The organism is Rhodovulum sp. P5, assembly GCF_002079305.1.
Classification (GTDB): domain Bacteria; phylum Pseudomonadota; class Alphaproteobacteria; order Rhodobacterales; family Rhodobacteraceae; genus Rhodovulum.
Window position 1 is genome coordinate 46523 of the sequence record NZ_CP015040.1, and the last position, 12666, is coordinate 59188.

10 protein-coding genes and 1 pseudogene are annotated in these 12666 nt (G+C 66.3%); 1 reads left to right on the top strand and 10 read right to left on the bottom strand.

Features of this window, described 5'->3' with window-relative positions:
• Positions 1-34: 34 nt before the first annotated feature.
• The 8 genes and pseudogenes from RGUI_RS19895 to RGUI_RS19930 form a co-directional block, all read right to left on the bottom strand.
• Positions 35-1456 (bottom strand): aminotransferase, encoded by a 1422-nt coding sequence (locus tag RGUI_RS19895; protein ID WP_081536221.1) that lies wholly within the window; start codon positions 1454-1456, stop codon positions 35-37.
• Between the two features lie 811 nt (positions 1457-2267).
• Positions 2268-3119, bottom strand: a complete 852-nt coding sequence (nadC, locus tag RGUI_RS19900) for a carboxylating nicotinate-nucleotide diphosphorylase (protein ID WP_081536222.1) — start codon at positions 3117-3119, stop codon at positions 2268-2270.
• Positions 3116-4695: pseudogene (locus RGUI_RS19905) on the bottom strand (L-aspartate oxidase). The gene nadC and the pseudogene RGUI_RS19905 overlap by 4 nt, the downstream one beginning before the upstream one ends.
• A complete protein-coding gene (nadA, locus tag RGUI_RS19910; RefSeq protein ID WP_081536223.1) occupies positions 4692-5735 on the bottom strand; it encodes a quinolinate synthase NadA in 1044 nt (347 codons plus the stop codon). Before nadA ends, RGUI_RS19905 begins: the two are co-directional and overlap by 4 nt.
• A gap of 218 nt (positions 5736-5953) precedes the next feature.
• Positions 5954-6340 carry a type II toxin-antitoxin system VapC family toxin gene (locus RGUI_RS19915; protein ID WP_081536224.1) on the bottom strand — a complete coding sequence of 129 codons (387 nt, stop codon included), beginning with the start codon at positions 6338-6340 and terminating at the stop codon, positions 5954-5956.
• Positions 6337-6582 carry a type II toxin-antitoxin system Phd/YefM family antitoxin gene (locus tag RGUI_RS19920; RefSeq protein ID WP_081536225.1) on the bottom strand — a complete coding sequence of 82 codons (246 nt, stop codon included), beginning with the start codon at positions 6580-6582 and terminating at the stop codon, positions 6337-6339. The genes RGUI_RS19915 and RGUI_RS19920 overlap by 4 nt, the downstream gene beginning before the upstream one ends.
• A 401-nt stretch (positions 6583-6983) precedes the next feature.
• Entirely contained in the window at positions 6984-7982 is a 999-nt protein-coding gene (locus RGUI_RS19925; RefSeq protein ID WP_081536226.1) for a ParB/RepB/Spo0J family partition protein, read from the bottom strand.
• Positions 7979-9181, bottom strand: coding sequence for an AAA family ATPase (locus RGUI_RS19930; protein WP_081536227.1), 1203 nt, complete (start codon positions 9179-9181; stop codon positions 7979-7981). The genes RGUI_RS19925 and RGUI_RS19930 overlap by 4 nt, the downstream gene beginning before the upstream one ends.
• A 637-nt stretch (positions 9182-9818) precedes the next feature.
• Between RGUI_RS19930 and RGUI_RS19935 the strand changes: the two genes are divergently transcribed.
• A complete protein-coding gene (locus RGUI_RS19935; protein ID WP_081536228.1) occupies positions 9819-10850 on the top strand; it encodes a replication initiation protein in 1032 nt (343 codons plus the stop codon).
• Positions 10851-10904: 54 nt separating this feature from the next.
• On the opposite strand, the gene RGUI_RS19940 is transcribed toward RGUI_RS19935, so the two are convergent.
• Positions 10905-11690 carry a metallophosphoesterase gene (locus RGUI_RS19940; protein WP_081536229.1) on the bottom strand — a complete coding sequence of 262 codons (786 nt, stop codon included), beginning with the start codon at positions 11688-11690 and terminating at the stop codon, positions 10905-10907.
• A complete protein-coding gene (locus tag RGUI_RS19945; protein WP_081536230.1) occupies positions 11687-12598 on the bottom strand; it encodes a diacylglycerol kinase family protein in 912 nt (303 codons plus the stop codon). The genes RGUI_RS19940 and RGUI_RS19945 overlap by 4 nt, the downstream gene beginning before the upstream one ends.
• Positions 12599-12666 lie beyond the last annotated feature (68 nt).

A 12666-nucleotide genomic window follows, 5' to 3' on the forward strand; every position in this document is an offset into this window, starting at 1 on the left:
GCCGTTCGGTCGTCTTCGGGGGTCCGCGCGCGGGCTAGACCTTTCCGGCCTTCAGGTCGGCTTCGGCCCGGCTCAGCGCATCGCCGAGAATGCTGACGATGCGATCGATATCCGCCCGGTCGATGATCAGCGGCGGCGACAGGATGCACAGGTTTTCATAGGGCCGGACCAAGAGCCCCGCCTCCTGGCAATAGGCATCGACGCGCGCGGCCAGCGCCATGTTGGCGGCATTCGGCCCCGGCTCTGCGCCCGTCCAGCATTCGACACAGGCCATCAGGTGATCGCCGCGCACGGTGTAGACGATGTCGGAGCCGCGCAAGGCGCGCAGACGGTCGATGAAATAGGGGCCGACATCGCGCACATGGCCACAGATGTCCTCCTGTTCCATGATCTCGATATTGGCCAGTGCCACGGCACAGGCGACGGGATGGCCCGAATAGGTGAACCCGTTGGAAAAGACCGGTTTGTCGGCGGGCGCAGACTCGGCCATCGACGCCGCGATCCGGTCGGAAATCAGCACCGCGCCAAGCGGCTGATAGCCCGAGGTCAGCCCCTTGGCGGTGATCAGCATGTCGGGTTGAATCCCGAAGCGCACGTCCGACGCGAAGAAATGGCCAAGCCGGCCAAAGCCCGTCACGACCTCGTCGGAAATATACAGAATGCCATGCTTGCGGCAGAGATCGAAGGTCGCCTTCTGATAACCTTCGGGCGGGGTCAGCACGCCCCCCGAGGCAAGGATCGGTTCGGCGATGAAACAGGCGATGTTCTCGGCCCCGATCCGGGCGATCTCGGCCTCCATCTCGTCGAGCAACGCACCCAGCTTTTCGGGCGCGGACAGGGGCGACCGGTCCGGGTCGTAGCCCGGGCTCGACAGGTGGTGAACGAAATCGCTTTCATACTGAAACAGCGTCCGGTCGGCCGATTTGCCGGACAGCGACTGCGTCAGATAGGTGCCGCCGTGATAGGCATTGATGCGGGACAGCACATGCCGTTTTTCAGGCTGCCCGAGGGCCGCGAAATGATAATGGGCAATCCGGATGGCCGACTCCACCGCCGTGGACCCGCAGGTGGTGAAATGCACCCGGTTCAGATCGCCCGGCGCAAGCGTGGCAAGACGTTCGGCCAGCCGTGCCGCCGGTTCGCTGGAGACATCCCCGAAGGGCGTGTAATAGGCCATCTGCCGGGCCTGGTCGGCCATCGCCTCGGCCAGTTCCTCGCGCCCGTAGCCCAGTGTCATGCACCACATGCCGCCAATGGCATCAAGGTAAGTTTTGCCGTCGCTGTCTTTGACCCGCACACCCTTGGCCGAACTGATCACCAGTGCGTGCTGGTCCCCCAGACTGCTGAGATCGGCCCATGGATGCAGGACATGGCGCGCATCCGCCTGCGGGGCCGGGCGCGCCGCCGCACCCTTCAGGTTGACGGGTTCAGGGGCTGTTTCAACCACTAACGCCATTTAGCTCATGCCTTCCGGTTTCGCGCCGCGCGCGATTTCCTGATTTTCCGGCCTCCCCGAGGCCTGCCATGATCAATGCGACCGCAAAGGCGCCTGACGCGCCGAGTGTGATACGACCGGCGGGCCCGGGGGCTCTCCACCTGAAATCACGAGGCCGCTGTCGAGGAGTCCGCCGCGCGTGCCTTTCGGCAACTTCGCCTGGGCGATCTCCTCGAAGTTCTCGTCCTCACCATACAGGCTCGCCCGCCTGACTGAAGCTGCGGCCCCAAAGATTTCTCATCTGCGGCAGCACAAACCACAAAATCGGCACATTTGCCCAATTTGCGAGCGGGATGCGAGGATTTCAGGCCGGTCCGGGGTTCGTCTTCGGCAGCCGCGCAGCGCAAAGCGCTCTACAACGATCAGCAGCGGTCGGACAACGGCCCGGAAAGCCCCGGCAGTCCGGGAAATTGTTCTTCGCGTTCCAACAGGGCCGCTGGCATGCCACGGATTGGCGTCGGGCCTGCTTACGCCTTCATGATCACGACCCCGATGGCGATGAGCGCCGCCGAGGTCCACCGCCACCGGCCGTGAACCCGGCCCTCTTCCGAAGCAAATCCAGATCGCACCCGACATCCTGGTCCGCGATGACCTGACCGCGGGGCGGCTTGTAGCCCCATTCGGTTTCGTGCCGTCGGGCATGTCCTATGTCGCGCTACGGCCGGCGGGGCGAAACGCGGATGCGGAAACGTTTGTCGACTGGCTCTGCAAGGCCGACTGACAGAAGCGGCCGCCTTGGCGCCTCCGTTCGGGTGAAGGCCCCCTTCCCCGCTCAGCCGTCGATGTCGAGGCCGAGATCCAGCACCGGGGCCGAATGGGTCAGCGCGCCGGCCGAGATATAATCCACCCCCGTCGCGGCGACTTCGGCGATCCGCGCCAGCCGCATGTTGCCGGAAGCTTCGGTGACCATCCGCCCGTTCACGCGCTTCACCGCCTCGGCCAACTGTTCCGTCGACATGTTGTCCAGCAACACCACATCGGCCCCGCCCAGCCGCAAGACGGTGTCCAGTTGGTCGAGCGTATCGACCTCCACCTCGATCTTCATCATGTGGGACGCCGCGGCGCGGGCGGCGGGCAGCACGCGCTCCAGACCGCCGCCCGCGGCGATGTGGTTGTCCTTGATCAGGATCGCGTCGGACAGATCGAACCGGTGGTTCGCGCCCCCGCCATGCAGCACCGCCTGCTTTTCGACCGTTCGCAGGCCCGGCGTGGTCTTGCGCGAACAGGTGATACGCGTTTGCGTGCCCTTGGTCTCGGCCACGAAACCCGCCGTCATCGTGGCAATGCCCGAAAGCCGCCCGGCAAAGTTCAGCGCCACCCGCTCTGCCGCTAGGATCGCCGCGGTATCGCCGGAAATGGTCATCAATGTCTCGCCCGCGGCGCAATCCGCCCCGTCGGCCCCCGTTATCCCGATCTTCAGGCCGGGATCGATCAGGCGAAAGGCCAGCGCCGCGATGCGCAAGCCCGACACGCGGCCGGGCGTGCGGGCACGCAGATGCACCGCACAGGTGGCCGCGGCGGGAATGACGGCGCGGCTGGTCACATCGCCCTGCCGGCCGAGATCTTCCAGCAGCGCGGCGCGCACAAGGGGTTCCAGAACCAGATCGGGCAGGGGCGGGATCATGCGACACTCCTCGGGCATGGCGAGGGCCAGGCGCGGGCCTCGGCAAGGGTCAGCTGTCTGCGCAGGGCCTGTTTCGGATCCGTTTCGGGGAAATCGCGGCGGAAATGCCCGCCGCGGGACTCTTCGCGCCGAAGCGCCGCCACGGTGATCAGGGTTGCGGCCGCCGCCATGTTCTGCATCCGGTCGCAATCGGGATGCTGCGCCGCAAGGCGGGCAATCTGCGCCAGCGCATGGCAAAGCCCCCGGCCTCGCGAAGAACGCCGACATGGTCGGTCATCACCCGGCGCAGGGCCTGCACGGTTTCGGGGTCCGGCGCCGGCGGGCCGCCGGCCTGCCAATGCAGGGCAATCTGCGGCGCGTCGGCGGCCATGCACGCCCCAAGCTCTGCCGCCAGATCGGCCGCGGCGGCGCGGCCCATCGCCAGCGCCTCCAGCAACCCGTTCGACGCCAGACGGTTCGCCCCGTGCAACCCCGTGGCCGCGGCCTCGCCACAGACCCACAGGCCGGGAAGCGAGCAGCGCCCGCGCAAATCCGTGGCCACCCCGCCCATATGGTAATGCGCCGCCGGGGCAACCGGGATCGGCTGGGTCACCGGGTCGACCCCTGCCCTGTGACAGCCCGCATAAACGGCGGGAAAGTCATCGCGGATGCGGGCGCCCAGAGCGCTGCGCGTGTCCAGCAGCGGGCGGTTGCCCGCCTGGACCTGGGCAAAGACCGCACGGGCCACCACGTCGCGCGGGGCAAGCTCGGCATCGGGATGCGCGTCACGCATGAACCGGCGGCCGGCCCGGTCGATCAGGGTTGCCCCGGCGCCGCGCAGGGCCTCGGTCGCCAACGGCGCATATTCTCCGCCGATATCGAGTGCGGTCGGATGGAACTGCACGAATTCCGCATCGGCGACCACGGCACCGGCACGGGCAGCCATGCCCAATGCCTCGCCCCGGATCGCGGGCGGGTTGGTCGTGACCGCGAAAAGACCCGCCGCCCCGCCGCCGGCCAGCAGAACCGCAGGACAGGCGATCAGAACGGGCTGCACCGGGGCGTCTTCGGCACGGTTGACCCAGACACCGGCCACACGGCCGCCGACCTTGTGCAGGCGGAGGACGCGAACGCCTTCCACCACCTGTACCGAGGGCGCGGCGCGCACGGCCGCAACCAGCCCTGCCATGACTTCACGCCCGGACTGATCGCCCTTGACCTTGACGATCCGCGCCGTGCTGTGGGCCGCTTCCAGCCCCAGCAGATACGCCCCGCTCCCATCCCGGTCGAAGGGGATGCCCAGCCGGCCCAGATCCTCGATCCGCGCGCGGGCGCTGGCGGTGATCCGGTGCGCCACCTCGGGATCGACCGTGCCGGCCCCGGCCCGAACCGTATCCGCGGCATGGGCTTCGGGGCTGTCATCGGCGGCCATCGCAGCGGCGATCCCGCCCTGTGCCCAGGCCGAACTGCAGCCTTCCCCCAGCGGTGCCGGGGACAGCACCAGAACCGGGCGCGGCGCAAGCGCCAGTGCGGCCGAAAGCGCGGCAATCCCCGCCCCCACGATCACCACGCGGGGCGTTTCGACCGCCGCGGTCATTTCGCCTTGCCGATGTCGATCATTCGTTCGACGGCGCGGCGGGCCGGCGCGACCAGTTCGGGCGCAACCGTCACTTCGCCGCGCAGGTCATGCAGGCAGGCGAGGATCTTTTCCAGCGTGATCTTCTGCATGTGGGGGCACAGGTTGCAGGGCTTGGTCAGGGCCACCTCGGGCAGCTCTGCCGCCACATTTGCCGCCATCGAGCATTCGGTGATCAAAAGCGCGCTGTCGGGCCGGCGGCTGCGCAACCAGTCGATCATCGCGGCGGTCGAGCCCGCGAAATCGGCCTCGTCCACCACTTCGGGCGGGCATTCGGGATGGGCAATCAGCGTCGCGCCGGGGTTGGCGGCACGCCATGCGCGCAACTCTTCTGGGGTAAAGCGTTCATGCACCTCGCACGACCCACCGGCCGGGATGACCCGCTTGGAGCTCTGCCGGGCGATATTGGCGGCAAGATAGCGGTCGGGCGTCATGATGACGGTGTCGCCCGGCATCGCCTCGACCACCTGCAGCGCGTTGGCCGAGGTACAGCACACATCCGACGCCGCCTTGATCGCCGCGGGGGTGTTGACATAGCACACCACCGCCGCGCCGGGATGCGCCGCGCGCAGCGCCGCAATCTCGTCAAGGCTGGCCGCCTCGGCCAGAGAGCAGCCGGCCGTCGCATCGGGGATCAGCACCGTCTTGTCGGGGTTCAGAACCTTGGAGGTTTCGGCCATGAAATGCACCCCGGCCTGCACGATCACCTCAGCCTCGGTGCACGTTGCCGCCAGCGCCAGTTGCAGACTGTCGCCAACAATATCGGAAACGCCATGATAGATTTCGGGCGGCATATAGCTGTGGCCCAGGATCACCGCGTTCCTTTCGACCTTCAGCCGGTCAATCGCCACGATATAGGGGGCATGACGCGCCCAGTCTTCCGGCGGGATGACATGGGCCACACGGGCATAACGGTCGCGCGTGGCCTCGAACGCTTCGGCAGAGGGCCGAAGGTCATAGGCATCGGTCAGCATCCCCGAAGTGAGGCTGGTGTCGAACATTGCTGAATCCTCCCGATTTGAACCGGCATCGCTAATGCGCCTTAAGCGTGCAGTCCACAGCCACGGGGTGCGACGCTGCGGCGCAGGGCGGCATAGTGCCCGCAGGCGCGGCCTTCAGAATCCAATCCCCATGGATCGCTGCATCGACGAAAACTGGGCCTGAGGGTCAGAACGCATTGAGTTCGGCTGCGTCCCTGAGAATGGCGGGCAACCGCAGTTCACAGAGCCAGAACCGGCCCGCCATAGGCGGCAAGCCGCGTGTCGGCTGTCAGCAGACGCATCCCCTCGGCCGCGGCCTGCGCAACCAGCATCCGGTCGAACGGGTCGCGATGCAGGGCCGGCAACGTGGCAAGGCCCAGAACATGCCGTCCCTCCACCGGCAGTTCACGATACCCGCTGGCGATCAGTCCCGCGCGCAGCGTTCCGGGATCGGTCCGAAAATCGGGCCGGTCGAGGGCACGCTTGATCGCCACCTCCCACAGGCTCGCCACGCTGAACCACAGCGAATTGGCCGGGTCCTTGATCAGCGCGTCGGCCGCGGGGTTCGGCACGGAATCGCGCCCCGCCACCCACAGCAGGTAATGCGTATCAAGCAGCAGGTTCACCGGGCTCCGTCCGATCCCTCGAACAGCGCGGCGATCTCATCCTCGCCCAGGCGGTCGAAATCCTCGGGGCAGTCGACCTGCCCTTTTAGAAAGCCGGTACGCTGCGGCGGCACCTCTTCGATCATCGTGACCTTGACCAGCGGCTTGCCCGCGCGCGCGATCACGAAGGGTTCGCCCTGCAGCGCGCCTTCGATGAGACGCGACAGATGCGTCTTGGCCTCGTGCATGTTGACGGTCTTCATCGCGCCCTCCGGACTTGGTCCACTCAACTTAGTTTGCCGGGGCCGCTGGCGCAATCCTCGCCCGCGCCTGCGCGCCTTGGCGACGCGGGCGAAGAACGGATCGCGCCAGCGCCCCGGTCGGTCGCCAAATGCAACGATGTCTGAGTGCTGAAAAAAGGAATGGCGCTGGCTAGGGAGGAGAGCAGCCAGCGCCATTTGACCACGGGTCTATCAGGGAGGAGATAAAACCCTTGGGTGGTTCATGCCGGGTTCTGCGCGTGCACACAACGCCCGAACGCCCATGCCCGCCATGCGTCTGGCGCAACCCTTGGGCGAAGACGCGCTATTGGTGCATGACAGCGGGATAATATTCGGCAACCCATTGGGATTGTTTCACTTTCCGCACTATTGCCAATTGGCAATCAGCCTTTCGCCCGGCTTTCCAGAAACTGTTCAAACGCGGCCCGCAGCGCCCGGTCGGACAGGTTGCGGTCGAATTCAAGCTGGATTCGGTTGCCCTTGCGCCGCATCTGCACACCGCTTTCCCCCGGCGCGCGGCGAAAGACCCGCTCCGCCGCCTTGCGCTCTTTCGGGGGCTGCGCCGCCGCCTTCAGCCGTGCAACGACCTTCGGCGCGGGGATCGCGGCCCCCTGCCCTGCCCGCGCCGCCGCCTGTTCCTGCGCCAGACGGTCGGCTTCGGCGATGATCGCCGCCCGGCCCTCTTCCGTGGCCATCAGCGGTTTAAGCTGCCGGGCATGCAGTTCCTTCACCTCCCGGATCGAGGCAAAGGCTGCCACGAGCTCGGGTTCCAGCCGCGCAAGGCCCAGATAGCGCGACAGCCATGCGGGCGATACCTGCAGCCGTTCCGCCATCAGCTTTTGCTGGCCGCCATAGAACCGCTCCAGCGCGCCGGCATAATCCCGCGCGCGTTCGAGATCCGAGATATCTTCGCGGTCCCGGTTCTCGATATCGGCGAGGCGGAACGCCTCTTCATCGGTCAGCTCCCGTTCCTCGATCAGGTAGCGGAACTGGGGATAGTGGTTGGCGCGAAGCCAGGTGATCGCGAAATGCCGCCGGGCCCCGCAGATCACCTCGAACTCAGGGCCTTCCCCTTCATGGGCCGGGCGCAGCCGCCGGACGACGGCGGGAAATTCCTGCTGGCCCTGGGCGATGATCCCGTCGATCAGGTCGCGGCAGTTGGCCTCGGTCAGCAGGTCATAGGCGCGGTTGTGCCCCTCCCACATCACGCAGGTCGCCGGGTCGACCAGTCGCAGCACCTTTTCCTGCCGCCCGCCCCCGGCCTGTTCGGCCAGCGCGGACGAACGTTTGAGAAACCGCGCCGGCCCCTTGTCCCGGGCGGGGGCGTCCGCCTCGATCCCTTTCAGCACATCGTCGAAAATGGCGTCATGGCGTTTGCTCACAGGATGCCCTCCTTTCTCAGTGCCGCGTGATGGCTGGGCCATGTCTTGCGGATCAGCGTCTCGATCTCGCGGCCCACCGCATCCAGATAGGCGCGGCAGCGCTTGTGCGTGTCGGTGCGGGTGGCCGGCCCGGTCAGTTCGTAAACGCTCATCAAATTGGCCGACGCGTTGTCGATTTCCGCGGAATCCTTCAGCACCGCCTGAAGGATGTCTTGCGGGAACACCGCCTCCATCACCCGCTTGATGGCCTGATGCGCGCCCTTCTGGTCGTTCATCTTGGTCGCAAGGATCTTGACGAAGTGATACCCCCGCGCGCCCCCATGTTCGGCCAGTTCGTTCAACGTCGCGCCCATCATCTTGAGGAAATGCGCGGTCGATCCGAAATCGATGTTGTTCGGCGGCGCCGGGATGATCAGCGCATTGGCCGCCCGCAGCACCGACAGGGAAATCATCCCCAGCGCCGGCGGCGGGTCCAGCAGGATCACGTCGAACTGGTCGGCGATGGTGGCGATGCCGTCGCGCAGCCGGTCCAGCACGAAGGTCTGTTCGCGCATCATCCGCGCGGCGAATTCGTATTCCGCATCGTACAGCCCAAGGTTGGACGGGATCAGCGCGATCCCCGGCCAATAGGTGGCGCGCAACGCGTAATGCAGGGTCTGCGGCCCACCGTGGCGGAAGAAGGGGTAAAGCGTGTCCTCGTCTTCATCCACATCCACGTCGGGGTTCAGACCGAAGACCGAGGTGGTCGACCCCTGGCTGTCGCAATCGATGACGCAGACGCGATAGCCCTTCAGCGCCAGGTATTGCGCCAGGTGGATCACCACCGTCGACTTGCCCACGCCGCCCTTGAAGTTCTGCACCGCCAGCACCGTGGCCGGGTCCCCGTCCCCGCGGCGCGGCAAGGTTCCGAAAACCTCGCGCATGCGGTTGACCTCGGCCAGGCTATAGCCAAGCCGCCGCCCGGTATCGGGGTCCTTTTCCGGTTGCGGCAGACGGCCGTCGTTTTCCGCATCGCGGATCGCCTTTTCCGTGCGCCCCACCATCTCGGCGGCGGAGCGGACGTTGAACCGCAAATCCAGCCGCTTTTCGCGGCCCGGCGCAAAGACCCGTTCGCGAAGCCGGGTGATCACCGTATCCGCGCGCGATGCCAGCGCATCGATCTCGTCAAGGGTGACGGGAAAATCCGTGTGCTCCGTCATGCCTGCCTCGTGTTGTTTTGGATCAAGCATGCGCCGAAGTGGCTTTGCACTCAAGTGCGGAATTTTCGCGACTTCGGCCGGAAAACCGAACCTTTGGGTGCCGGGTGTCAGATTTCGAACGTCTTGGGGTGGGGGTCCGGGGTTCGGAAATGAGCTTTGAATGCCTTGTGTGATTCACCCCAACCGTAAGCGTTGGGGCTGGGCAAGGGATTTCCGGCGCCATCTTGCCCCGAACCAAACCCCCGAAAATGACAAACCCAAAGGATTCTTGATTCAGGGATTCAAGTGTTCGGCCCTGAAAAGGTGCCGGAGTCCAAGGGCTTGCCCCATCTGGCCCTACATATCGGGTGCCTGCGCCTACATTCGGGGATTGCTGGCCCTACATCCCGGGATCGCTGGGCTTACAGGACGGGTGCGGGAACTCTTACGTTTCGGGACAGGCCCCCTGCCGATTCGCAACCCTCCGAAATTCCCCTTGAAAACCAGAGTCCTATGATTCGCCGCCCTCCCTCCTGCCCGGCCCATGACTTACAAATCGGGTGGGCGGTGGTCCCCCCTGCCCCGACACCGGGCTTGTCCGCTTACGTCGCATGGGTTACAAATGTAAGAAAAAGACGTAACGGAATCGAGCAGTCCGATGGCGAAACCCGCCAGAGAATACCGTACGGTCGACGCGCGGCCAAGCCGCGAGAGCCTTGTGAAACCGGGCGAGCTGGTGGACCTGATCGAGGTCACGCCACTGACGCTGAACGACCGGCGGATCTATAACCAGCTTCTGGAAAATGCGTGGGACGCCATCGACAAGCCCGTTGTCCATGTCATCTCGAAATCGGCGCTGCGGGGGTCGCACAATTCCAACGACCGAGTCGGTGAATCGATCGAGCGTCTGATGGCCGCCATCGTCAAGGTCGAGGCCGTGTGGGATGGCAAGCCCGCCGTCGAACGGGTGCAGCTTCTGGGGGGCAACCTTGAAATGACGCGGGGCGACGGGCTGCTGGAATATGAAATCCCGCCGCGGCTGCGCAAGATTATCTCCAACTCCACCGTCTTTGCCCGGCTGCAACGGGAGGTGATGTTCGCGCTCAGTTCGAAATACGCCCTGACGCTGTACGAGATGGTGCAAAAGCGCGGGAACCTGCGCTGGCGCTCGTCCGAGAAATTCACGGTAGAGGCGATCCGCGGCGTGCTGGGCGTGCCCAAGGGCAAGCTCAGTTCATGGTCGAACCTGCGGATGCGGGCGCTGGAACCCGCGGCGGCCGAGGTGTCGGCGCTGTCGGACTACATGGTCGAGATCGTGCCGATCAAGACCGGGCGCAGCGTGACCCATGTGGAACTGCGCTGGTGGCGCAAGGATGGGGAGGCGACGGGCAAGGCGGAACGTGCGCTGCAATTCGCCTCGACCGGGCGGCGGGCGCGGGCGGACGGCACGGCCGAGGAAATCGTGGGGCAGGGCGCCGCCCCGCGCCCCCGGCCCGCATGGCTTGACCGGCAGGGGGCGGCGCTGCGCAGCGAAACCTATGAAACCGCGCGGCTGCGTTTTCCGGGATACGACATCTATTTCGTCGAAGGCGAATGGCGCGCATGGGCCGCCGGAAAGGAACCGCCCGCCGATCCAGACCGGGCCTTCCTTGCCTTCTTCCGGAAATATGCCGAGGCCAACCCGACCTAGGTAAGTCCCTGTCCGGCAACCACTTTCCGCGCTGTTGCCAATTGGCAATCGGGGCTAGCCGCTTTCCCAGCCGTTCGGGCCCCGGTGAAACTGCCATTCGCCGCCCGCCCGAAACGCGCCGTTCCGCGCGACCATCCGGGTCAGGGTGATGCACGCGCCGTCCAGGTCGAGAATGGCAAAGTCGTTTTCCTGACCCCTAAGGCGCGTCGACAGCCCGGTGCCCACATGCACCTGCACCATCTGCCAGCCATTCGCCGCGGTCAGCGGCGCGGCCCGCCAGCGATGCAGATGGCCCGACAGAACCACATCGACCCCGCAGCCGGCCAGAAGCGCGACCGACCGCGGCGCGTGCTTCATCAACGCCTTGTGGCTGTCGCGGCCCTGTTCGAACGGGTGGTGGGCCATGACCACGCGATGCCCCTGTGCCGGTGCAAAGCGGGCGCAGGCGGCATCCAGATCGCGCGCGCGGACCCGGCCCCGCTGCCAGCGGAACGGATCGACCGTGTTGAAGCCCTGCACCGTCAGCCCCGGCGCCGCGAAATCCGGCGTAAGGTTGGGACATATCTGCGCCCGATACCGGGCGAAGGGCCAGAGCATCCGAAGGGCGAGGTTATCCAGCGGGATGTCGTGATTGCCCGGCACCGCCCGCCACGGCGCCGCGATCCCGTCAAGAAACTGCCGCGCCGCGCGGAATTGCGAAACGCGGGCACGTTGCGTCAGATCGCCGGTCACCGCCACCAGGTCGGGCCGCGCGTCGTTCACCGCGGCCAGCAGCGGTTGCAGCAGATCGGCATCGGTGCGGCCGAAATGCAGGTCAGAGATATGAACGATCCGGGTCAAGATACCTCCGCCGGGGCGACCACCCGCAACGGCCGGTCGCGGAAGGCAAAGCGGAGCGGGTCGCGCATGATCTCTTTCTCGCCATCCCGGGCCACCAGAACCCGCGACCGCCCGGTGGACAGCACGATATCGCGGCCGTGGCGCAGCAGGAATTCCTCGTCCTTGCGGGCCATGCCGGCGGCCAGCCCAACTGCCGCGCGGATCAGGTCGACCTGCGCACCATTGGGGGAGAGGAACAGCGCGAAGTCCCCGCTGCGGATATGGTCCGCCCCGTGAAGGTTGAACTGATCGAGTTGGTAGGCGCTGTTGGCGACGAAGGCCAGCGGGGTGACCAGCCGTTCCTGCCGCCCGTCGATATCAAGCCGAAGCGGCAGCGCGCGCTTCAGCCACAGCAGCGTGGCGATCACCGACCAATAGGCCGCGGCGCGGCTGCGGCCCCAGCGGCGATAGATCGTCTCGCGCCGTTCAAGGATCGCGGGGTAAAGCCCGATGCTGGCATTGTTCAGGAACACCCGGCCGTTCACCTCGCCCAGGCGGATGTCGCGCAAGGTGCCGGTGGCCAGCGTCGCGATGGCGCCGTCCACCTCTTGCGAGATGCCAAGGCCCCGGGCGAAGTAGTTGAAGGTGCCCTGCGGGATGACCCCCATCGGCACATCCGCGCCGTGACAGACCCCCGCGACGGCGCAGATCGTCCCGTCGCCGCCCGCCGCGACCAGCATGTCGGCCCCGTCATCAAGGGCCGCGCGCGCGACGTCCGACAGCGTCTGGCCGGCCCGTGGGCCGTGGATGTCGACCGACAGGCCGACGCTGGCGAACCGCTCGCGCAACATGTCTCGGCGCGGCTGTTCGGCATTCGTGCGCCCGGCCTTTTCGTTCACGATCACGCTGATCCTTCCGTGGTCCGTCATTCAATCCATCCCGCCTGTGACTGGGCACTCAACGCCGGTGGGGCAGGGCGGTTCCGACAAGCCGTGGG